This window comes from Segatella maculosa DSM 19339 = JCM 15638 (assembly GCF_000382385.1).
GTDB classification, from domain to species: Bacteria; Bacteroidota; Bacteroidia; order Bacteroidales; family Bacteroidaceae; genus Prevotella; species Prevotella maculosa.
Map to the genome: position 1 here is coordinate 49175 of NZ_KB908325.1, position 22838 is coordinate 72012.

The window sequence follows — 22838 nt, forward strand, 5'->3', positions numbered from 1 at the left end:
CCATACGATTATGATCATAGATTTCAATGACATTGAAGAAACAAGGATCAAGGGCTTCAAAGGCGGGCAAGGAGAACTCCTGACCCGCAACTATGCCGACGAAAAAGTGAGGATAATGAAAAGCATTTTGAGGCCAGGAGCAAGCAGCGGGCCGCACACACATGAGGGAAATTGCGAAATAATGTATATCCTCAAAGGCGAACTCACCTATCATTACGACGGAAAAACGGAAGTGGCACGGGCCGGACAAGTACACTATTGCCCCACGACACACCGCCATTATTTTGAGAATCTCACTGCCGAAGACGTTGAATACTTGGCCATTGTTCCCGAACATCACTAAATATCCTCCCACATGAGCATTGTCATTGGAATAGACGTAGGCATCAGTACGACTAAAATTGTAGGCATTGATGAGCAGGGTATCGTCATGAGCCCGTTCAGAATAAAGGCAACCGACCCCATTACTTCTCTCTACGGAGCCTTTGGAAAGTACCTTCATGACAACAAAATCAAACTCGAAGAGGTCGAACAAATCATGTTGACGGGCGTAGGAGCGGCCTATATCGACGAAAACATCTATGGTAGACCCACCGGAAAAGCGCAGGAATTCATTGCCGACGGCTTGGGAGCACGCTATGAAAGCAACCTCGAACGAATGATTGTCGTCAGTATGGGCACAGGAACAAGCCTCGTGAAATGCGACGGAAGCGACATCAGACACATCGGCGGCATCGGTATTGGTGGTGGAACACTTCAAGGCCTCAGCCGTATCATGCTTAAAACCGACGACATTAGGCAAGTAGCAACCTTGGCCATGGATGGCGATATCTCGAAGATTAATCTGCTTATCGGTGACATCAGCGCCAAACCTCTTCCGGGTTTGCCCATGACGGCAACTGCCAGCCTGTTCAGTAACGCCAAAACCAATGCCACGCGCGAGGACATCGCCATCGGACTCATTTATATGGTGCTTCAGGCTGTGGGGTCTGCAACTATCCTCAGCAGTTTGGAAAGCGGAATCAAAGACTTTGTCCTCATTGGGAACCTCACCCTGTTGCCCCAATGCAAGGAGGTTTATCCCGCTATGGAGAAACTTTACGGCGTACATTTCCGCATTCCGAAGTACAGCGAGTTCTGTACAGCCATCGGAGCAGCCCTTTCCTATATTCAAAAACGATAGGAAACGGCCTACATTCCCGTTCATAAAACAAGATAATGACAAAGAAATTCATTCTCTCCCTACTCTTACTTGTAACTTCATTCCTATCACTTTCGGCCCAACCCAAACGCGAAATGAGGGCCGTTTGGCTTACAACTATCGGCGGACTTGACTGGCCTCACAACTATGCCCGGCAGGGTTTGGCCATCGAAAAGCAGCAACAAGAGCTCCGAACCATACTTGACAAGCTGCAAAAAGCGGGTGTAAATACGGTGCTACTTCAGGCACGTATACGCGGAACCGTCATCTATCCATCGGACAAAGAGCCTTGGGATGGTTGCCTAAGTGGGCTTCCCGGAACCGCTCCGGGCTATGATGCGCTCGGCTTTGCCATCGAAGAATGCCACAAAAGGGGCATGGAACTGCATGCATGGGTAGTCACTATTCCTGTCGGAAAATGGAATGGTTTGGGCTGCAAACGGCTCAGACAACGCTTTCCCCACCTGATTGTAAAGATCGGAGAAGACGGGTATATGAACCCCGAAAAGCCACAAACGGCCGATTATCTGGCTGAAATCTGCCGGGAAATCACCGAGCGTTACGATATTGACGGCATTCATTTGGACTACATTCGCTATCCCGAAACGTGGAAAATCAAGGTCAGTTCCGACCAAGGACGGGCCAACATCACGAGCATTGTCGCCAAAATTCACGACGCGGTCAAGCCCGTCAAGCCTTGGATAAAGATGAGTTGCTCGCCCATTGGAAAGGCCGACGACCTCACACGTTATTGGAGTCACGGCTGGAATGCGCGTAAAACCGTACTGCAAGACGCCCAACAATGGCTCAAAGACGGCCTGATGGACGCCCTTTTCCCCATGATGTATTTCAAAGATAACAATTTCTATCCGTTTGCTATCGATTGGAAAGAGCAGTCCGAGGGCAAGATTGTCGTGCCGGGGCTGGGCATTTACTTCATGTCGCCACGCGAAAAGAACTGGGATTTGGGCGATATTACACGCGAAATACATGTTGCGCGCCAATACGGTATGGGACATGCCTACTTTCGCAGCCGGTTTTTCACTGATAATCTCAAGGGCATCTATGACATTGCAGCCGAAGATATCGACAAAAATCCAGCTTTGGTGCCGGCCATGACATGGGCCGAAACCGACAAACCGCAGGCCCCTACCCTTTTGTCTGCACTGAACGGCAGGCTTGAATGGCTGACCCGGCAAGGCCTCACCTATAATATATACAGCAGCAAGACGTGGCCTGTCGACATATCCCGGTCGGAAAACCTGATGCTTTCACGTCAGGAAATCGGCAGTTTGGCTGTTCCCGACGATGATTCGCGCTATTATGCCGTTACGGCCATGGACAGATTTGGCAATGAAAGCAGTCCTACACAAAGCCAAAACAAGGAGAAAACCACCGAAAGCAAACTCATTCCCAACGATGGAACGCAGGCCAGACTGCCCGAATGGGTGCTCCGGAACGACGGCATCATCATGCTGGCTGGCATAACGGGCAATCTTCTCCGAAAACTACAGCAGAAAGGAGACTCCGTCGACATCAAATCCGTTCCCAATGGCTTCTATCAGCTGCGTAGCCTCAACCGAACAGGCATCAGCCACTGCTTAGGCTACCTTATGATAAAAAGATTTTAGCCGAAAGATTTGGTTAATCTGCAAAAACAACCTATCTTTGCAATAACAGAGTTACAGCTCATTATAAACACAAAGAGGAAAGCTATCGGGGGTTGTTCCGGTTCGATCGGGATACTCATCAAATAATATCGAAAACCGAGAAGGCTTCTCTTGTCAATGGCGGGCCACATAAACTTCGACGAAGCCAAGCTTTCGGGCCGGTGGATTACAAAGACGGAGAGCGCTCAACTATTGAAATGCTCGGAGTTTCATCACATCATCGGGCAACCCCTTTCTTCTTTTTCATCAATAAAAAACAAGAAACAACCTCATGTTTAGTGGTATTGTAGAAGAAATGGCTACACTTGTAGCCATCCGGAAAGATAAAGAAAACATCGACTTTACGCTGAAATGCTCGTTTACCGACGAACTTCAAATCGACCAAAGCATCGCCCACAACGGCGTTTGCCTTACGGTTGTGAGCCTTGATGGCGACACCTACACGGTAACGGCAATGAAAGAAACGCTCGATCGCTCCAATCTCGGCCTGCTGAAAGCGGGAGATTGCGTCAACATTGAGCGTTCGATGCTGATGAACGGCCGCTTGGACGGCCACATTGTTCAAGGGCATGTGGACCGCACGGCCACGTGTATTGCCATGCGAGATGCTGGTGGAAGCACCTATTTCACGTTTGAATACCCCTTCGATAAGGCCATGGTCAAGAAGGGATACTTCACGGTTGACAAGGGATCGGTGACCGTTAACGGGGTTTCACTGACTGTTTGTGAACCGACAGATAACACGTTTACCGTTGCAATTATCCCTTACACGCGTGCCAATACCAACTTCCGCGACATACAACCGGGTAGCATTGTCAACCTCGAATTCGACATTCTCGGGAAGTATATCGCGCGGTTGCAGCAGCTATAAAGCCTCTTCAAGTCCCTCAAAAGGAAGAAATGGGGAGCCCACCCCTAACCCCTCCCAAGGGAGGGGAATGCGAACTTGCGGGCAAAACAGGGGAGATGGGAAGCCCACCCCTAACCCCTCCCAAGGGAGGGGAATGCGAACTTGCGAGCGAGGTAGGGAAGACTTCATCGCAATATCAGCCATATTGCGCGCTAATATGGGCCATATTACCATGTAAAATGGGTGAGATTGCACGATAATATAGCTGAAATTGAAACGCAAGGTGTAAATTATTGATTATCAAAACAAACGCTATTGCCCACAAGCTCGGTCTCCCCTCCCTTGGGAGGGGCCGGGGGTGGGCCTCTCAATTGATTACTATTGCCCGCAAGCTCGGGCTCCCCTCCCTCGGGAGGGGCTGGGGTGGGGCTCCCGCTATGACACTTTTCTACAAATAATGTTAATAAAATTGGGCGATGTAAACGATTTAGCGATGAGCAACATCTAATTGATAATTGTAAAACGAAACCCGGAATAAACCGAACTTGAAATGAAAACAAACCGGAAAATCCTGCTTTTAGGGATTGTATTGACGGCACTTCCGATGCAACTTCGGGCCAAAAACTGGACCTTGAAAGCGTGTATCGACTATGCATTACAGCACAACATCGCTCTGAAAAAGAACCTATTGGCAAAGAAAACGGCTTGGGAAGACCTCAAAGAAAGTCAAGCCGCACTGCTTCCCTCGCTCTCTTTGAGCACTTCGCAGAACGTTTCTTACACGCCATGGCCCGAAACGGGAAGCGCAGTTGTGGCTGGAACGAAGGTGCAAACCAGCGTAGACAAGGTCTATTATAACGGAAGTTACGCGCTGAATGCCAATTGGACGGTGTGGAATGGCAACCGAAACCGCAACCAAGTAAAGCTGAATTCGTATGCAGCAAAGCAGGCCGAACTGGACTCGGCAATCACGGCTAACACGCTTACCGAGCAGATTGCCCAACTCTTCGTGCAGATATTATACTCCGACGAGGCTATTAGAGTGAACCAAGAGAGCCTTTCTACGAGCACGAAAAACGAGGAACGGGGAAAGGAAATGCTCGCTATAGGCAAGATGAGCAAGGCAGATTTGGCCCAGTTAACGGCGCAACGTGCACAGGATGAGTATGCCATCGTACAAGCAGAAAGCCATTTGAAAGACTACAAAAGGCAGTTGAAACAATTGCTTCAGCTGACTGACGAGGCATTCGACGTGATTGTGCCCGAGACAACCGATGAAATGGCGATGGAACTCATACCGAATCTCAACGCCGTTTACGAGCAAGCGGTGGCCAACCGGCCTGAAATCAAGAACGCAAAATTAGCCATCGAGAGCAGCGAATTGAGCATAAAAATGGCCCAAGCTCTGCGTATGCCGACGGTAGGATTGTCGGCCGGGTTCAGCACAAACACCACTTCTATGAACAAAAATGCATGGAACAGTCAGATGAGAAACAATCTTGTGCTGGGCGGGGGAGTCACTATTAGCGTCCCACTTTTCGATAATCGGCAGGCAAAAACAAGCATCAACAAGGCCCGAATCCAGCGTGCCGGCTATCTTCTCGACTTGCAAGACAAGCAGACCACCCTCTACTCCACCATAGAAAACTATTGGCTGCAAGCCAACAACAACCAAAGAATGTTCCGAAGTGCACAAGTAAGCAGTCTGAGTGCAAAGGAAAGTTACACGCTTCTGAGCGAACAATTCAGATTGGGGCTGAAGAATATCGTTGAATTAATGACGGGAAAGGACAACCTTCTCAAGGCCCGGCAAAACGAATTGCAAAGTAAATACCTCGCCATATTGAACATCAACCTGCTCAAATTCTATCAAAACGGCGTGTTGAAATAGGCGTATCGCTAAATATCCAACAGTGCTGAAGGGCTTTCAATGAACGTCGTTGCTCCGTGATCAAGGAGAAACTGCTTGCTTCTGAAGCCCCACAACACGCTGATGCACGGCATTCCACTGTTGCAAGCCGTCTGTATATCGACATCACTGTCACCGATATAGACTGCCGTTTCGCGTACTGCTCCGAGCTGTTTCAAGGCTTCATTCACCGTATCGGGGGCTGGTTTCTTTCGGATATTCTCTCGTTCACCGATGGCAACCCTTATCTTATCGCCGAAGAAATGGGCCACAAGGGCTTGCGTTGCAGCATAAAACTTATTGCTGACCACGGCAATCTGCTTCCCGGCAGCGGTCAAATCGCACAGCATTCCCTCTATTCCCGCATACGGACACGTGTGATCGAGACTGTGAACAAGGTAATATTCACGGAAATCTTGATAGGTTTTGGCAAACAAAGGATTGTCGGAACCGCCGGGAACAGCCCGTTCCATCAACTTCTTCACCCCGTTTCCGACAAACATTCTCACCTCTTCGATGCTCCGTTCGGCCATACCATTGCACCGAAGCGCATGGTTGCAGCCGTTAGCAAGGTCGGTCAGCGAGTCAAGCAACGTACCGTCCAAATCGAAAATATAGGTTTGATAACTCATCATCGCAAGAAAGTATTTGATAATGCCATACAAAGGTAATAAAAAAAAGCCATTCTTCTCACTTAGATAAAAAAAATGGTGTACCTTTGTGCACGATTTTCAATATTGAGATTATGAAAAAAGACTTTAAGAAAAGGTATATCCTCCCCGCCATTGCCTGCATTGCAGTCATCATGGGCGTTGTCTACTATTACTTCTTCTCAGGCTTCTCTTCCATGAATGAGACGGAATACGTCTATATCGACAAGGACGATAACATCGATTCCGTGTACAACAAGCTGGAACCCTTTGCATCAAAGCATGGCATGTGCGCTTTCAAAACATTGGCACGGCACTTTGATTACAAGCATAAAGTGAAGACCGGACGCTATGCCATCAACAGTAATGATGGCGCATTGACGGTGTTTCGCCATATGAAGAACGGGCTTCAGACACCGATAAACCTGACGATTCCGAGCGTAAGAACCTTGGATAAGTTGGCTGCCGAAGTGTCTAAGAAGCTCTTGATCGACAGTGTTGAACTCTATAAGGCCCTCACCGACGAAGCAACTTGCAGGAAATACGGATATGACACGGCCACCATCGCCTGTATGTTCATTCCCAATACGTATGATATCTATTGGAATGTTTCCATTGACAAGTTTATGGAACGCATGCAAAGGGAGAATAAGAAGTTTTGGAACTTCCAACGCACACAGAAAGCGCGGCAAATGAACCTGACTCCCAATCAAGTCGTCACGTTGGCAAGCATTATAGACGAAGAAACCGCCAATAATGCAGAGAAACCCATGATTGCCGGCATGTATTACAACCGTTTGATGCTGCGAAATGCCGAATATCCGAAAGGAATGCCACTACAGGCAGACCCTACCATCAAGTTCGCATGGAAGAAATTCGGCCTGAAACGCATCTATAACAACCTGCTGCACATCAAGAGTCCCTACAACACTTACAAGAATCCGGGGCTTCCTCCTGGGCCAATTCGCATTCCTTCCGTAGCCGGTATCGATGCCGTTTTGAACCATGTGCACCATGATTATCTCTATATGTGCGCCAAAGAGGATTTCAGTGGCACGCATAATTTCGCGCATACCTATCAGGAACACATGCAAAATGCTGAAAAATATTCAAAAGCGCTGAACGAAAGAGGTATAAAATAACTCAACAAAAATCACAATTAAAATGAAATAAAAAAATGCCGCTCTCTTCACAGAGAGCGACATCATTCTCAATAGGTACTAGCTTTTTTAAGGTAAAAAGATTGTATTCAGGATAACGATTGCAAAGGTAAGGCGTTTTCATTTGATGTGCAAATCTTTTTTTATGTTTATAAACATATTTTTCAGTTTAAAGTGGTCTTGTCTGTCCCTGAATCAAATGCCTTTCAAGCTCAGGATAGCCGAATACAGACCATGTATAGGCAAGAAAAATAAAGATTTTCCTTTGCTTTTCCGACCGATTGCAGTATCTTTGCAACATAATATAAATAAAGAACATACATCATGGCAATAAAAGAAGAGAACAGCGAAGAGAAGAAAAGCATCAGTTTCGTGGAGCAATTTGTCGAAGAAGACCTCGCCCAAGGTAAGAACGGAGGCCGAATTCAGACGCGTTTCCCGCCGGAACCCAATGGTTATCTTCACATCGGGCATGCCAAAGCCATCTGCATGGACTTCGGAGTTGCAGAGAAATACAACGGAATATGCAATCTTCGCTTCGACGATACGAACCCAAGTAAAGAGAATAATGAGTATGTTGAGAACATTCTCAACGACATCAAGTGGCTCGGTTTCAAGTGGGGCAACATTTATTATGCCTCGGATTACTTCGAAAAGCTGTGGGAATTTGCCGTTTGGATGATTAAGAACAGATACGCATATATCGACCAACAGACCAGTGAAGAGATTGCCTCACAAAAAGGAACGCCTACAACACCGGGCACAGCCAGCCCTTATCGCGACCGACCGATAGCGGAAAGCCTCACCTTGTTCGCCCAGATGAACACGCCAGAAGCTGTGGAAGGCAGCATGGTATTGCGTGCCAAGCTCGACATGGCCAATCCTAATATGCACTTTCGTGACCCTATCATATACCGAATCATACAGACTCCGCATCACCGAACAGGCACCAAGTGGCATTGCTATCCGATGTATGACTTCGCACATGGGCAGAGTGACTACTTTGAAGGAGTCACCCATTCCATCTGTACCTTGGAGTTCGTGCCTCATCGTCCGCTATATGACAAGTTCATCGACTATCTGAAAGAAATGGATGGCACGGCAGACAAGTTGCAAGACAACCGTCCCCGACAGATTGAGTTCAATCGATTGAATCTCACTTACACCGTAATGAGCAAGCGAAAGCTCCACACCTTGGTCGACGAACACCTCGTTAAAGGCTGGGATGACCCCCGTATGCCGACGCTATGTGGCATGCGTCGGCGCGGTTACAGCCCCGAAAGCATTCGCAATTTCATTGATTCCATCGGCTATACCAAGTTTGATGCCCTCAATGATATGGCTCTCCTTGAAGCCAGTGTGCGCGAAGATTTGAACAAGAAAGCCACGCGTTTGAGTGCTGTTCTCGACCCTGTGAAGCTCGTTATCACCAATTATCCCGACGGAAAAACAGAGGAAATGGAGTCTATCAACAATCCAGAAGACGACCAAAGTGGCAGCCATACGATTACTTTCTCAAAGACGTTATGGATTGAACGGGCCGATTTTATGGAAGAAGCTCCCAAGAAGTTCTTTCGCATGACGCCCGGAAAAGAGGTTCGATTGAAGAGTGCTTACATCGTAAAATGCACGGGATGCACGAAAGATTCAGCAGGAAATATCATAGAAATTCAGGCCGAATACGACCCTGAAAGCAAGAGCGGAATGGAGGGATCCAACCGAAAAGTGAAGGGAACACTCCATTGGTTGTCGGTCGATCACTGTCGGAAAGCAGAGGTACGTGAGTACGATCGACTCTTCAACACAGAGAATCCGTCGGCCGACGAGCGCGATTTCCGCGAACTACTGAACCCGGAAAGTTTGAAAGTTCACACCAATTGCTATGTTGAAGACTATGCAGCAAGTCGGCAACCTGGCGAATATCTGCAGTTCCAACGCACGGGATATTTCATGGCCGACTTGGATTCTACACCCGAACATCCCGTATTTAATAAGACTGTGGGGCTGAAAGATACTTGGGCAAAACAAAGCAACAGACAGTAATTCACACAGAATAGCACCTCAATACATTGAATAATCAAAATCATTTCGACAGCGAGGAATTCCGAGAAGCTTTGCAACAATACGAAAAAGCACGCCGGATGGGACAAGAAATATATCTTGACTCCGATGTACTTACGTCCATTGCCGACTATTACGACCGGAACAACAGAACCGACGAAGCTATCGAAACGATTGATTATGCCATTCGTTTGTTCCCCGACTCCGTGCTTCCACTTGCCTTCAGAGCCCGAATGGCCCTGATGCTCGAGGACAGTATCGACGGAGCCAAGCACTTTTTGTCATTGATTACAGACAAAGACAGTCTGGAATATTGCTACACTTCGGCCGAAGTTAAAATCGCCGAAGGCAATCAGGAAGCGGCTAATCGGTATCTTAAAAGCCATATGAACAATGTTGAAGACGATGAACTCGACAGTTACTGCATGGAAGTAGCCATTCTCTTTGCCGATTACGAAGCGTTTGAATTGGCCAAGGAATGGATCGACCGCTGTGAAGATACCGAGGACCCTGACTACTGGGAGACCATGGGAAGAATAGAAATGGGACTCGGCCACTTGGAAGAAAGCGAGCAGATTTTTACAGACTTGATAGATAAAGACCCTTTCTCGTCAAACAATTGGAACCATTTAGCGGCCACGCAGCTACTGAGAAACAAGCTTACAGAGAGCATTTCGAGTAGTGAATACTCCATTGCCATCAATCCAAACGACCCAGAAGCCGTACTCAACAAAGGCAATGCCCTGTTTGCTTTGGGCAATCATGAAGAAGCATTGAAGTATTTCAGACGGTTCACTACGCTGAGTCCAAACGAAGCCAACGGTGAAATGCTCGAGGGAGTGGTGCTGACTGACATGCAGAAATATGACGAATCTCTCGCTCATCTCTATAAGGCAGCGTTGCTATGTCATGGCAACAATCAATTTCGCCTACAGGTTTATCTACAGATTGCCGCTGTTCTTTCAAAACAAGATAGGCTCGATGAGGCCTTATCCTATATCGATCGATGCGGAGAAATGAAGCAAAGCGACCCATTGGAGTTGGCATTAACCCGCGGACATCTCTATCTTGAACACAAAGAAATAGACAAGGCTACCAAGATATTCCATGACACTTTGGCCGAAAGTAAGAACGATCCGGAGATCTATCTCAAGATAGGTGTGTCGTTTCTTGACAACGGTTTCCCCGATTCTGCCTATGGAATCCTCAATCACATAGCCAAGGTTTTGGTGGAACCTCAAGTGCCCGTGTATCCTTATCTTGCTGTCTGCTGTAAGAATTTAGGCTATCAGAGAGAGTATGAAGAGGCAGTTAAGAAGGCCATACACTACACTCCTTTAGATGCAAAGATTGTCTTAGGGCCCTATTTCCCTGAAGAAATGGAACCCGAAGACTATTATAAATATCTCATCAACCACAAAAATAACACATGAACTGGCTATCAACACTGTTAGGAAATCTCAATTACGGTACTGTTTTCTTTTTAATGCTGCTCGAAAGCACTGTCATTCCCGTGCCTTCCGAGCTGGTTGTCTCACCTGCCGCCTATCATGCTGCAGGCGGAAACTTAGACATTTGGCTGGTAATCTTGTTCGCTACGCTCGGTGCCGACTTCGGTGCTACAATCAATTATCTTGCAGGTTACTATTTAGGACGCCCCATTATCTATCGCTTTGCCAACAGCAAATGGGGCAAGATGTGCCTACTTAACCAACAGAAAGTAGAGAAAAGCGAGAAATATTTCTATGATCATGGCATGGTAGCCACTATCACCGGCCGTCTACTTCCGGGCATCCGACACCTCATTTCCATACCGGCCGGCCTGTCAAAGATGGGATATTGGAAGTTTCTTCTCTACACAACCATCGGTGCCGGCGCATGGAATTTCATTCTTGCTGCCTTAGGTTGGTATCTACATTCAGCCGTTCCCGAAGACCAACTGAATGATAAAATCATGGAGTATGGCGAATATATCAAGCTTTTCCTCGTTGCAGCGGTAGCCATTGTCTGTCTGTATTTCCTGTTCAAATGGTATATGGAACGCAAACAAGGCAGAAACAAGGAGTAAACAAAAAAAGACAATCTCGAAAAGAGATTGTCTTCGCGTCGGGGCGACAGGATTCGAACCTGCGGCCGCCTGGTCCCAAACCAGGAGCGCTACCGGGCTGCGCTACACCCCGCTGCAAATCATCTATTTGTTTGCATGTGCAAAGGTAGTGCTTTTATTTAAGTTCGCCAAATAAAACCATTACTTTTTTAACGAAAAGACCGTCCGTAATGAACAAAGAGGCTGCAATCAACTTGCAACCTCTTTTATTTTATATCGTGAAACGGCTTATTTGATGATCCCCTGCTCCACGAATATCTTTTTCAAAGCCTGAACACCACGCTCAACTTCTTCTTTCGTGTGGCTGGCCATCAGGGCAAAGCGCACCAAAGTATCCTGAGGTGCACACGCAGGTGGGATAACCGGATTGATAAAGACGCCAGCATCAAAGGCCAATTTGGTCACAAGGAACGTCTTGTCTACATCATGTACATACAAAGGAATGATGGGACTCTCGGTCTCACCAATCTCAAATCCCTCCTCACGGAAGCGTTTCAAGGCATAATTCGTCACTTCCCAAAGATGTTCAATGCGCTCCGGTTCGTTCTGAATAATGTGAAGTGCCTCCATTGCTGCAGCCGTTGCAGCCGGCGTGTTGGACGCACTGAAGATATAAGTGCGGCAGGTATGCCGCAGAAAATTAATCGTATCTTTGTCCGAAGCTATGAAACCACCAATGGAAGCCAAGCTCTTTGAGAAGGTTCCCATAATCAGATCGACCTCGTCGATGAGCCCGAAATGGTCGCAAACACCACGACCTTGTCTGCCGAAAACACCCAAACCATGTGCCTCATCGACCATGATGGAACAGTTATACTTATGCTTCAGCTCGACTATCTCGGGCAATTTGGCCAAATCGCCCTCCATGGAGAACACGCCATCGACCACAATCAGCTTGATAGCCTCCTTTGGAATGCCTTTCAACACGCGTTCCAAGTCTTCCATGTCGTTGTGCTTATAATGCAACTGACGTGCAAAAGACAAGCGACGGCCATCAACAATGCTTGCATGGTCGCGGTCGTCGCAAATGATATAGTCGCCCTTGCCCACCACTTGGGCCAAAACGCCCTGATTTACAGAGAAACCGGTAGAGAAACACAGCGTATCATCTTTCTGCATAAAGGCAGCAAGCTCCTTTTCCAGCTGAACGTGTATGTCGAGTGTGCCATTCAAGAACCTACTTCCTGCACAACCCGAGCCATATTTGTCCAAAGCGCGCTTCGCTGCAGCTATCACGCGTTCGTCACCCGTCAATCCTGTGTAGGCATTCGAGCCAAACATCAAGACTTTATGGCCTGCCATTTCAACTTCTGTACCCTGTTTGCTCGTAATCGCGCGAAAATAAGGATACACACCAGCCTCTATGAACTTCTGAGGCTCGCGATAATTCTTGTATCTTTCTTGTAATTGTCCCATTTCAAATAGGTGTAGAAAACTACTTTTAATACTTTTAGGCTGCAAAGATACAAAAAATTACACACATGATGAACATTTTCATAAGAAATATACTATTTCGTCAAAATATCATAAAGAAAAAAACATCATACAACTCAAATGATTATCTTTGCAAAAATAAACGGCTGCACCCGGCAAAACACACGAACTTGTTTGCCTTGCACGCACAGATATCTATGCAAAACAGACAAAACAGCAGATGGAGAAAAAGAAAATCGTTTTCATCATGAACCCCATTTCGGGGACAATCAGTAAGGCCGGAATCCCAAAACTCATCGAACGCTATCTCGATCACAATGCATTCGATTACGAAATCAAGCTGACGGCTTATGCCGGACACGCAACCGAACTCGCCACCGAAGCCAAAGAGCACCACGTGCCCATTGTCGTTGCCGTTGGTGGCGACGGAACCGTCAACGAGGTGGCCCGCGCCATCGTCCATTCGCCGACGGCCTTGGGTATCATTCCCTGCGGATCGGGCAACGGTTTGGCCCGCCATCTGTTGCTTCCCCTCAACATCACGAAGGCCATTCAAATCATCAACGCCTGCAAAATCCATCAACTCGACTATGGCATCATCAATGGTCATCCGTTTTTCTGCACATGTGGCATGGGATTCGACGCTTTTATCAGTCACAAATTTGCTGAAGCCGGTAAGCGTGGGCCCATCACCTATGTGGAAAACGTGCTGAGAGGAGGACTGAGTTACAAGCCCGAGACCTACGAGATACGCGACGAGAACGGAACGACACGCCTCAAAGCATTCCTCATTTCGTGCGCCAACGCCTCGCAATATGGTAACAATGCCTATATTGCCCCACAGGCTTCCATGAGCGACGGACTGATGGACATCATCGTTATGCAGCCTTTCGGCGTGCTCGACGCACCGCAAATCAGCATCGAAATGTTCAACAAAACGCTCGACAAGAACTCGAAAATCAAGACGTTCAAGTGCAAGCAACTGCATATCCACCGTGACAAACCGGGCTATATCCACTATGATGGCGACCCCGTTATGACCGGTGAAGACATCAACATCGAGTTGAAAGCAAAGGGAATCAACATCATTGTCAACCCGAACGGCGACAAACGACAGCGAAAACCCAATGCCGTGCAGAATGCTGCAGCCGACCTTTTCAACCAGTTCAACGACCTGCGCCACGACATTCACCGCCAAAGCCGACATATTCAGGCCATTAACAAAACTATTCTGCGAAGATTGAACCTGTAGTCTCCCTACCCTTGTGCCGTTCCCGCAGCGAGAAAGCCGGTCAAAATGGCCGACCGTGCGCCCAGGAACGATACAGACCGAAAGTTGTTTGCTGGTCGGAACGGCATCATCGCATTGCAGACAGCATGGATTTTCAGCTATATATTGTAAAGATTTTTAGTCGAAAAAACCGCTTGATGAATGTGATAAAATAGAAATATGAGTGAGGCTTTTCGACATTTTTCCTATCGGTTTTTCTCTTCTTGGCTTCAGAAGCCCATCAATCGCAGCCATGTTGCATGGTGATTTCAGCTATTTTACACAGCAGTTTCACTCATTTTGCGCGCTCATATCAGCCATATTGCACGGCAAAATGGGTGATGTGAGCTGCTGCGGACGCACGATTCACGCGTCCACTCCGCCAAATCATGCTGAAAGATGCACGTGATTGTGCCCCATTTAAGCGGACGCACGAGCCGTGCGTCCCTACAACACCTTGCCGAATTGCACTTATAACAGACCGTTTGCCCCCACGATGCCTTATAGGATTGTGCCTATAACGAGCTGAAAGCATGTAGGGACGCACGGTCCGTGCGTCCGCTCAGCACGTTCCATGCATGATTGCACCTCCATTCATGTGTCCGTTCAGCACGTTCTACACGTAATTACCCTCCGATTCGCACGTGTTTCCGTTTCAATTTGAACGATATGCCAAACTCAATTCAAAACAATGGCTCACAAACATGCGCAAAACTCGCGTATTCGGAAGCTGAAAACATTCGGTCGGAAATATGGAAATCTCATGAAAGGTTTTGTCAAATAAATTACAAAACGAATACATGTAGCTGTTAAAAAAGTCTCCATCAAAAAGGAAGATTGCCTCCGCAAACCAACCGCAACGCCATTTGGCAACCGAACCTCATAAATAAAAATCAGCTGTCAGGCCCTGATACCACGCCGAACGTTCACCATTAGTCATCAAATCCACGGTTTCTGCTTCGGGTTCTGGGCAAAATTCGAGGCGGAACTCCAGCAAATAACGCTTCACGGGTTTGCGTTCTACCGTTCTGACACCGCAGATACGCGACAAAGAAAAGCCGAAGAGCGTTGCTTCGGCCATGAAACGCGACCGGCAATCGGCTGGAATAATGGCCGAAAAGCGACCTTCCGGCACCAGCAGACGCCCCACTCCGGCAAACAATTCGCGATAGGATAAGGTGGAAGTATGGCGAGCCATGCTACGCAGGGCATCAGGATTGTGCAGTGAATCGACGAAAAAAGGAGGATTACTGACGATACAATCGAAGCTTTTGGGGCCGACATACTGCTGCAATGCAGTCTGAACGACGCGCACTCGACGGGCAAAAACGCTGTTCGCAACATTCTCTTTTGCCTGCAGACAGGCCGCTTCGGCTATGTCTATGGCCTCGATTTCGGCCTTGGGAAAGCGTTGCGCCATCATCAACGCAATCAATCCCGTGCCCGTTCCGATGTCAAGTACGCGGCTTCCACCACGTGCCCACGCCCCCAACAAGACGCCGTCGGTGCCCACTTTCATGGCACATGCGTCCTGTTTGACAGCAAATTCCTTGAATATGAAAACACTGTTGCCCATCATTCTGTCCTCTTCATTAACGTCGGGAATGGCGGTTTATTTTATACATTTTGCGGATTTACACATCATTTATTGGAAAATGTGCCGCCGCATGCCGGATTTCTGATTTAAAAAGCGTATCTTTGCAGTCCAATAGGTTTCAAATAGCATACAAATGAACAACAAGAATACATCAATACAGATGATTGCCGACTATGACGGTGACATTTCGAGTCTGCTCAACACCGACATCAAGGGCGAGATTCCCATTCTTACGACCCGCAATCTGGTGATTTTTCCGGGCGTGGTTTCCCCTATTCTGATAGGAAGGGAGCCCAGCATAAAGCTGATTTCCTATCTCGAGAAACATCCCGAAGCCATGTTTGGCATCTTCTGTCAGCGAGATTCCAACGTAGACAACCCGTCGTTCAAAGACCTTTACGCCACGGGAGTTTATGCAAGAATGGTGAAAGTCATCGAAATGCCCGGTCCGGGTAATAATATCACTGCTATTGTGCAGGGACTCGGCCGTTGTATGCTGGACAATCTGACCAAAACAAAGCCCTATTTCGCTGGTATTGTCTCGCCAAATGCCGAATCGCTCCCCAAAGAAACGGACAAGGAGTTTACAACCGTATGCGAAACGGTGCTGAAAAGCGCAAAAGAATATATCTCGCTCAATGAAGATATGCCCGACGAGGCCCAATATGCCTTGGCAAGCGTACAGAACAAGGTGGTCACCATCAACTATGTGTGCAGCAATCTGCCTTTCAGTATCAAGGATAAAGTCAAACTGTTGGAGATAGATGACACGAAAAAGCGGGCTTACAGCCTGCTGAAAACACTCGACCGCGAGACCCAACTCCTGAAACTCAAGCAAGATATACGCCAAAAGACGCGTATGGACCTCGACGAACAGCAGCGGGAGTATTTCTTGCAACAGCAAATCAAGAACATCAAAGAAGAGTTGGGCCACGGAGACGGCTCTCCTGAACACCGCGAACTGCAGGAAAAGGCCAAAGGAAAGAAATGGGACGAGGAAGTTGCAGCGACTTTCTATAAAGAACTCGATAAGTTGGAACTCTATAATCCGCAAAGTCCGGAGTATAGTGTGCAGCTTAACTATCTTCAAAACATGGTCAACCTGCCTTGGGGCATCTATACAAAAGACGACCTTAACCTGAAGAAGGCCGAAAAGACGCTCGATCGCGACCATTATGGCATGGAGAAAGTGAAAGAAAGAATCTTGGAATACATCTCAGTATTGAAGCTGCGGGGCGACCTTAAGTCGCCGATTATCTGTCTTTATGGCCCTCCCGGCGTGGGAAAAACCTCATTGGGCAAGAGTATCGCCGAGGCAATGCACCGCAAATATGTGCGTGTCTCATTGGGAGGTCTGCATGATGAGTCGGAAATTCGCGGGCATCGCAGGACCTATATCGGTGCCATGCCGGGCCGCATCATCAAGAACATTCAGAAAGCAGGCTCAAGTAATCCGGTATTTATCCTTGACGAGATAGATAAGATCACACAGAATACCATCAACGGTGACCCTTCATCAGCATTGCTTGAGGTGTTGGACCCCGAACAGAACAAAGCCTTCCACGATAATTACCTTGATGTGGACTACGACTTGTCGAAAGTATTGTTCATTGCTACGGCCAATGACCTCAATACCATACCGCGTCCGTTGCTCGACCGTATGGAAATTATCGAAGTAAGCGGCTATATCACCGAGGAAAAGATTGAGATTGCCAAACGACATCTTATTCCGAAGGAGCTTGAAAACAATGGATTGAACACAATTGAACCAAAAGTGAAGTTCAATAAGGCTGCTTTAGAGAAGATCATTGAGCAATATACCCGTGAAAGTGGCGTCAGACAGCTGGAGAAACAAATCAACAAAGCCCTGCGAAAGCTGGCCTATCAGAAGGCCGTAAAGGGTGAGATTGAAAGCCCGGACATTACACCTGACAAGATAGAAGGGCTGCTCGGGAAGCCTCCTTTCTATCGTGATATCTATCAAGGTAACGGTTATGCCGGCGTTGTCACAGGCTTGGCGTGGACCAGTGTGGGCGGTGAGATTCTCTTTATCGAGACTTCTCTCAACCAAGCTAAGGGAGGCAAGCTCACATTGACGGGCAATTTGGGCGACGTGATGAAAGAGTCGGCCATGATAGCCCTGCAATATGTCAAGGCCCACGTGAGCGAATTGGGTGTTGATTATCGTATTTTCGACAACTGGAACATTCATATCCACGTGCCCGAAGGAGCCACACCGAAAGACGGTCCATCGGCCGGTATCACGATAGCCACGTCAATTGCCTCGGCTATCACGCAACGAAAAGTGCGCAAGAACACTGCCATGACAGGCGAAATCACGCTGCGTGGCAAGGTACTTCCCGTCGGTGGCATCAAAGAAAAGATATTGGCTGCCAAGCGAGCCGGCATCACCGACATCGTGATGTGCAAGGAAAATATGAAAGATATCGAGGAGATTCCCGAGAAATATCGCACGGGTGTCGAGTTCCACTATGTTGAAAATATCCGTCAGGTATGGGATTTTGCCCTCACTGATGAGCGTGTGGAGAACGCCATCACGTTCACTATTCCCGAAGAAAAAGGAGAAGGGAAATGACATTTGAGGTTCAACACACCGACAACGCCAGCGATGCAAGGACCGGACTCATCACGACCGACCACGGAAAAATCAAGACTCCGATCTTCATGCCCGTGGGAACTGCCGGAACGGTAAAGGGAGTTCACTTCAGCGAACTGCGCGAACAAGTAAATGCTCAAATCATTCTTGGCAACACCTATCACCTATATCTGCGTCCCGGACTTGACATCTTGCGACGCGCCGGCGGCCTTCATGGCTTCAATGGTTGGGAACGTCCTATCCTGACAGACAGCGGTGGGTTTCAGGTTTTCTCGCTTACAGGCATCCGAAAGCTGACAGAAGAGGGGTGCACTTTCCAATCCCACATCGACGGAAGCAGACATATCTTCACGCCGGAGAACGTGATGGACACGGAAAGAGTCATCGGTGCAGACATCATGATGGCCCTTGACGAGTGTCCTCCAGGGCAAAGCGACTACCAATATGCCCAGAAAAGCCTCGCCTTGACGCAGCGTTGGCTCGACCGTTGCATCAAACGTTTCAACGAAACCGAACCTCTTTACGGCCATCATCAGAGCCTTTTCCCCATCGTACAAGGCTGCACTTACAAGGATTTACGGCAGGAAGCTGCCAAGTTCGTTGCTGACAAGGGAGCTGACGGGAACGCTATCGGTGGCTTGGCTGTGGGAGAACCGACCGAGGTGATGTATGAAATGATTGAGGTTGTGAATGAGATTCTACCAAAAGACAAGCCCCGCTACCTCATGGGTGTGGGCACCCCACAGAACATTCTGGAAGCCATTGAGCGCGGAGTGGACATGTTCGACTGCGTGATGCCGACCCGAAACGGGCGCAATGCATTGCTCTTCACCTATAATGGTACGATGAATATGCGCAATAAGAAATGGGAGAACGACTTCACGCCCATCGATTCCGAGGGCTGCGATGTGGATAAAGTCTATTCAAAGGCCTATCTTCATCATCTCTTTAAGGCCAAAGAACTGTTGGCCATGCAGATTGGCAGCATCCATAACTTGGCCTTTTACCTGCGTTTGGTGACCGATGCCCGGCAACATATCGAGCAGGGTGACTTCGTGACATGGAAGAAGTCGGTCATCGAAAGGCTCGGTCAACGATTATGACAACAATGACAGCATTCAGTAAGATAAGGAAACATACCAGATGGTATCGCATGCTGCGTTGGTTGAGCACTCATCCGGCGTGGCTGCATCGGCTGTTTCATTGGCTCATGTGCCACACACTATGGTTGCAACGGGCAGCGAAATGGACGGCAGAGCGAATGAGTTGGCTTCGGATTGTCAATCCTTTCCGCTACATCAAACGGCTGGATTGGTATATCATCAAGAAGTTCATCGGCACCTATATCTATTCCATTGCACTGATCATCAGCATTTCAATCGTTATCGATGTCAATGAGAACTTGGCGAAATTCAGCGAATATCACGCACCATTGAAAGCCATCGTGTTTGACTATTACCTGAACTTCATTCCCTATTTTGCCAACCTTTTCAGTCCGCTCTTCGTCTTCATCGCCGTCATTTTCTTTACTTCAAAGCTTGCCGGAAACAGTGAAATCATCTCCATGTTGGCCGCCGGAGTCTCTTTCAAGCGGTTGATGCGTCCCTATATGATCTCATGTATTCTGATATCCGCAACGTCGTTCTATCTCAGCGGCTATGTCATTCCCCACGGTAATGTCATACGTCAGAACTTCGAATCGCTGTATAAAAACAAGAAGAAGAGTACTGCAGCCGACAATGTCATGCTGCAAGTGGGCAAAGGAACCATCGCCTATATCCAGCACTATGACAATAATGCCAAGAAAGGTTATGGCTTCTCGTTGGACAAGTTCCAAGAGAAGAAGCTCGTCAGCCACATGACGGCCATGGAGATACAATACGACACGGTGAGCGACTCGAAGTATCATTGGACAACGACGAGTTATAAGATCAGAAAGTTCAACGGTTATCGTGAACAAATCGAAAGCGGAGCGAAGAAGGACACACTGATCATGATGGAACCTACCGACCTCGTCTACTCCAGAGGCCAGCAAGAGACGTTCACGAATCCTGAACTCAGCGACTATATCTCAAAGCAGATTGACCGCGGTTCAAGCAATGTGGTGCAGTATCAGGTGGAATACCACAAGCGGATATCGGCCAGCTTCGCCTCGTTTATCCTGACCATCATCGGGCTTTCCCTCTCCGCCAAGAAGCGAAAAGGCGGAATGGGCATGTATCTGGGCATCGGTCTGGCCCTAAGCTTCATCTACATCATGCTGCAGACCGTTTCATCAACGTTTGCCATCAATGCCAACCTTCCACCCATCATCGCGGCATGGATTCCAAACCTCATCTTCGCCGTCGTGGCATACTTCTGCTACCGACAGGCACCAAACTAACTATCATTATGTATTTTGACGAATTAGAACTGAACAACAACGTGCTCGACGCACTCTACGACATGCACTTCGACAAGTGTACTCCTGTACAAGAGAACTGTATCCCCGAAATCCTGAAAGGTAACGACGTGCTCGGCGTGGCACAGACCGGAACGGGAAAGACTGCCGCCTACCTGCTGCCCGTATTGAGCAAGCTCGACGACGGAGGCTTCCCCGACAAGGCCATCAACTGCCTCATCATGAGTCCGACCCGCGAACTGGCCCAACAAATCGACCAAGCCATGCAAGGCTTCGGCTATTACCTCAACGGAGTGAGCAGCGTTGCCGTGTATGGCGGCAACGACGGCAACCGCTATGACCAAGAACTCAAAAGCCTGCAGCTCGGTGCCGACGTGGTGATTGCCACACCGGGACGCCTCATCTCGCACATCAGTCTGGGCAACGTAGACCTCAGCAAGGTCTCGTTCTTCATCTTAGACGAAGCTGACCGCATGCTCGACATGGGCTTCTCGGACGACATTCTCAAGATAGCCAAGGAACTACCGAAGACTTGTCAGACCATCATGTTCTCGGCCACGATGCCCGACAAGATTGAAGAACTGGCAAAGACGCTGCTCAAGAACCCGAAAGTCATCAAGCTGGCCGTGAGCAAACCGGCCGAGAAGATACGGCAAAGCGCCTACGTCTGCCACGAGACCCAGAAGATGGGCATCATCAAAGACATCTTCAAGAACGGCGACCTCAAGCGCGTCATCATCTTCTGCGGCAGCAAGATGAAGGTGAAACAAGTGGCCGGAGCCCTGCAACGCAAGCACATCAACTGCGGAGAGATGCACTCCGACCTCGACCAAGCCATGCGCGACGACGTGATGTTCAAGTTCAAGAGCGGCCAACTCGATGTACTCGTGGCCACCGACATCGTGGCCCGCGGCATCGACATCGACGACATTGCCATGGTCATCAACTACGATGTGCCCCACGATGCCGAAGACTACGTGCACCGCATCGGACGTACGGCCCGTGCAGCCCGCACCGGCGCAGCCATCACCTTCGTCTCGGAAGAAGACATCTACTACTTCCAGCAGATAGAGAAGTTCCTCGGCAAGGAAGTAGAGAAGACCCCGCTGCCTGCAGGACTGGGCGAAGCACCCGAATACAAGTCGGCAGGAAAGCCCAAGCGTGGCACCTCGGCCAAGGCTCGCCGCCGCAACGACCGTGACCACACTGCCCACAAGGACAAGAAACAGCAGAACCGCCGCCAACGCAACAATGCCGAGGCCCCGTCTCGCGGCGAAGAAGCGACTAAGGAGCAACGCACCGGCAACCGTCGCAACAATAACAACAGGCCACGCAACGAGAAGCGCAGCAGCAACCGACCGAGCGAGAAGAACAACGACCCACGCACGGCATCTCCTACTCGCAACAAGCGGCGCGGAAACGTAGAAGGCAACTACAAGAAACGTAATCACCCGCAGGGCGAGAAGCGGGCACAGAACCGGCCGTCCAAACCCCTCACGACACAACCGGCCAAGCAGGAAAGCAGCATCAAGAAGTTCTTCAAGAAGATATTCAGAATGAAATAGGAGGACACTTACATCACAACCCTATAACAAAGGCCTTACCTTTCATATAAGAAAGCCTTGACCTTTCCTTATATAAACCCTCGACCTTTCCTATAAGGAAGCCTCGACAGTTCCTTATAGGAAAGGTGGAGGACTACCAATAGTAATCCTCTTGCACCTCCAATAGAAGTCCAATCGTACCTCCATTGGAAGTCCTCTCCGACTTCCAATAGGAGTCCAATCGTACCTCCACAGGAAGTCCTCTTGGACCTTCAATAGGAGTCCAATCGTATAGATAGTATCTGTCCTCTCCTATATATAGTATCTGTCCTCTTGTATAGATACTATCTATCCAACCCTACACATA

17 protein-coding genes and 1 tRNA gene are annotated in these 22838 nt (G+C 48.4%); 14 read left to right on the forward strand and 4 right to left on the reverse strand.

Features of this window, described 5'->3' with window-relative positions:
- Nucleotides 1–10: 10 nt before the first annotated feature.
- From H164_RS0107680 to H164_RS0107705, 5 genes are all read left to right on the forward strand, one after another.
- Nucleotides 11–343, forward strand: a complete 333-nt coding sequence (locus H164_RS0107680; protein ID WP_008566063.1) for a cupin domain-containing protein — start codon at nucleotides 11–13, stop codon at nucleotides 341–343.
- 12 nt (nucleotides 344–355) lie between these two features.
- Nucleotides 356–1183, forward strand: coding sequence for a type II pantothenate kinase (gene coaW, locus H164_RS0107685; protein WP_019968074.1), 828 nt, complete (start codon nucleotides 356–358; stop codon nucleotides 1181–1183).
- Nucleotides 1184–1218: 35 nt separating this feature from the next.
- Entirely contained in the window at nucleotides 1219–2832 is a 1614-nt protein-coding gene (locus H164_RS0107690) for a glycoside hydrolase family 10 protein (protein ID WP_025829805.1), read from the forward strand.
- A gap of 310 nt (nucleotides 2833–3142) precedes the next feature.
- The gene (locus tag H164_RS0107695; protein ID WP_019968076.1) at nucleotides 3143–3742 is read left to right on the forward strand and encodes a riboflavin synthase; all 600 of its coding nucleotides are present in this window, start codon (nucleotides 3143–3145) and stop codon (nucleotides 3740–3742) included.
- A 529-nt stretch (nucleotides 3743–4271) separates the two neighbouring features.
- Entirely contained in the window at nucleotides 4272–5612 is a 1341-nt protein-coding gene (locus H164_RS0107705) for a TolC family protein (RefSeq protein ID WP_019968078.1), read from the forward strand.
- A gap of 8 nt (nucleotides 5613–5620) precedes the next feature.
- Here H164_RS0107705 and H164_RS0107710 read toward each other — a convergent pair whose 3' ends face one another.
- Entirely contained in the window at nucleotides 5621–6265 is a 645-nt protein-coding gene (locus H164_RS0107710) for an HAD family hydrolase (RefSeq protein ID WP_019968079.1), read from the reverse strand.
- 110 nt (nucleotides 6266–6375) lie between these two features.
- On the opposite strand from H164_RS0107710, the gene mltG reads away from it, so the two are divergent.
- The 4 genes from mltG to H164_RS0107730 all read left to right on the forward strand — a co-directional run bounded on the left by mltG (nucleotide 6376) and on the right by H164_RS0107730 (nucleotide 11569).
- Nucleotides 6376–7422, forward strand: a complete 1047-nt coding sequence (mltG, locus tag H164_RS0107715) for an endolytic transglycosylase MltG (protein ID WP_019968080.1) — start codon at nucleotides 6376–6378, stop codon at nucleotides 7420–7422.
- A gap of 342 nt (nucleotides 7423–7764) precedes the next feature.
- A complete protein-coding gene (locus H164_RS0107720; protein WP_019968081.1) occupies nucleotides 7765–9483 on the forward strand; it encodes a glutamine--tRNA ligase/YqeY domain fusion protein in 1719 nt (572 codons plus the stop codon).
- Nucleotides 9484–9509: 26 nt separating this feature from the next.
- The gene (locus H164_RS0107725; RefSeq protein ID WP_025829809.1) at nucleotides 9510–10934 is read left to right on the forward strand and encodes a tetratricopeptide repeat protein; all 1425 of its coding nucleotides are present in this window, start codon (nucleotides 9510–9512) and stop codon (nucleotides 10932–10934) included.
- Nucleotides 10931–11569, forward strand: a complete 639-nt coding sequence (locus H164_RS0107730) for a DedA family protein (protein WP_026356282.1) — start codon at nucleotides 10931–10933, stop codon at nucleotides 11567–11569. Before H164_RS0107725 ends, H164_RS0107730 begins: the two co-directional genes overlap by 4 nt.
- 38 nt (nucleotides 11570–11607) lie before the next feature.
- On the opposite strand, the gene H164_RS0107735 is transcribed toward H164_RS0107730, so the two are convergent.
- Nucleotides 11608–11681, reverse strand: a tRNA-Pro gene (locus H164_RS0107735).
- Between the two features lie 155 nt (nucleotides 11682–11836).
- Nucleotides 11837–13024: a serine palmitoyltransferase gene (gene spt, locus H164_RS0107740; RefSeq protein WP_019968084.1), complete on the reverse strand. Its 1188-nt coding sequence runs from the start codon at nucleotides 13022–13024 to the stop codon at nucleotides 11837–11839.
- Between the two features lie 238 nt (nucleotides 13025–13262).
- On the opposite strand from spt, the gene H164_RS0107745 reads away from it, so the two are divergent.
- Nucleotides 13263–14294 carry a diacylglycerol/lipid kinase family protein gene (locus tag H164_RS0107745; RefSeq protein WP_019968085.1) on the forward strand — a complete coding sequence of 344 codons (1032 nt, stop codon included), beginning with the start codon at nucleotides 13263–13265 and terminating at the stop codon, nucleotides 14292–14294.
- 898 nt (nucleotides 14295–15192) lie between these two features.
- Here H164_RS0107745 and H164_RS0107755 read toward each other — a convergent pair.
- Nucleotides 15193–15888 (reverse strand): tRNA1(Val) (adenine(37)-N6)-methyltransferase, encoded by a 696-nt coding sequence (locus H164_RS0107755; RefSeq protein ID WP_026356283.1) that lies wholly within the window; start codon nucleotides 15886–15888, stop codon nucleotides 15193–15195.
- A gap of 154 nt (nucleotides 15889–16042) precedes the next feature.
- Between H164_RS0107755 and lon the strand changes: the two genes are divergently transcribed.
- The 4 genes from lon to H164_RS0107775 are packed head-to-tail and all read left to right on the forward strand — an operon-like array spanning nucleotide 16043 to nucleotide 22492.
- Complete coding sequence (lon, locus tag H164_RS0107760; RefSeq protein WP_019968088.1) at nucleotides 16043–18505, forward strand: endopeptidase La; 2463 nt, start codon at nucleotides 16043–16045, stop codon at nucleotides 18503–18505.
- A complete protein-coding gene (gene tgt / locus H164_RS0107765; RefSeq protein WP_019968089.1) occupies nucleotides 18502–19629 on the forward strand; it encodes a tRNA guanosine(34) transglycosylase Tgt in 1128 nt (375 codons plus the stop codon). The genes lon and tgt overlap by 4 nt, the downstream gene beginning before the upstream one ends.
- A 5-nt stretch (nucleotides 19630–19634) precedes the next feature.
- Nucleotides 19635–20909 carry an LptF/LptG family permease gene (locus H164_RS0107770; protein ID WP_019968090.1) on the forward strand — a complete coding sequence of 425 codons (1275 nt, stop codon included), beginning with the start codon at nucleotides 19635–19637 and terminating at the stop codon, nucleotides 20907–20909.
- Nucleotides 20910–20917: 8 nt separating this feature from the next.
- The gene (locus H164_RS0107775; protein WP_019968091.1) at nucleotides 20918–22492 is read left to right on the forward strand and encodes a DEAD/DEAH box helicase; all 1575 of its coding nucleotides are present in this window, start codon (nucleotides 20918–20920) and stop codon (nucleotides 22490–22492) included.
- Nucleotides 22493–22838: the final 346 nt, after the last annotated feature.

Coding starts and splice junctions, on each gene's coding strand:
- H164_RS0107680 (WP_008566063.1), top strand. CDS start 11: ATGATCATAGATTTCAATGACATTGAAGAAACAAGGATCAAGGGCTTC.
- coaW (WP_019968074.1), top strand. CDS start 356: ATGAGCATTGTCATTGGAATAGACGTAGGCATCAGTACGACTAAAATT.
- H164_RS0107690 (WP_025829805.1), top strand. CDS start 1,219: ATGACAAAGAAATTCATTCTCTCCCTACTCTTACTTGTAACTTCATTC.
- H164_RS0107695 (WP_019968076.1), top strand. CDS start 3,143: ATGTTTAGTGGTATTGTAGAAGAAATGGCTACACTTGTAGCCATCCGG.
- H164_RS0107705 (WP_019968078.1), top strand. CDS start 4,272: ATGAAAACAAACCGGAAAATCCTGCTTTTAGGGATTGTATTGACGGCA.
- H164_RS0107710 (WP_019968079.1), bottom strand. CDS start 6,265: ATGATGAGTTATCAAACCTATATTTTCGATTTGGACGGTACGTTGCTT.
- mltG (WP_019968080.1), top strand. CDS start 6,376: ATGAAAAAAGACTTTAAGAAAAGGTATATCCTCCCCGCCATTGCCTGC.
- H164_RS0107720 (WP_019968081.1), top strand. CDS start 7,765: ATGGCAATAAAAGAAGAGAACAGCGAAGAGAAGAAAAGCATCAGTTTC.
- H164_RS0107730 (WP_026356282.1), top strand. CDS start 10,931: ATGAACTGGCTATCAACACTGTTAGGAAATCTCAATTACGGTACTGTT.
- spt (WP_019968084.1), bottom strand. CDS start 13,024: ATGGGACAATTACAAGAAAGATACAAGAATTATCGCGAGCCTCAGAAG.
- H164_RS0107745 (WP_019968085.1), top strand. CDS start 13,263: ATGGAGAAAAAGAAAATCGTTTTCATCATGAACCCCATTTCGGGGACA.
- H164_RS0107755 (WP_026356283.1), bottom strand. CDS start 15,888: ATGGGCAACAGTGTTTTCATATTCAAGGAATTTGCTGTCAAACAGGAC.
- lon (WP_019968088.1), top strand. CDS start 16,043: ATGAACAACAAGAATACATCAATACAGATGATTGCCGACTATGACGGT.
- tgt (WP_019968089.1), top strand. CDS start 18,502: ATGACATTTGAGGTTCAACACACCGACAACGCCAGCGATGCAAGGACC.
- H164_RS0107770 (WP_019968090.1), top strand. CDS start 19,635: ATGACAGCATTCAGTAAGATAAGGAAACATACCAGATGGTATCGCATG.
- H164_RS0107775 (WP_019968091.1), top strand. CDS start 20,918: ATGTATTTTGACGAATTAGAACTGAACAACAACGTGCTCGACGCACTC.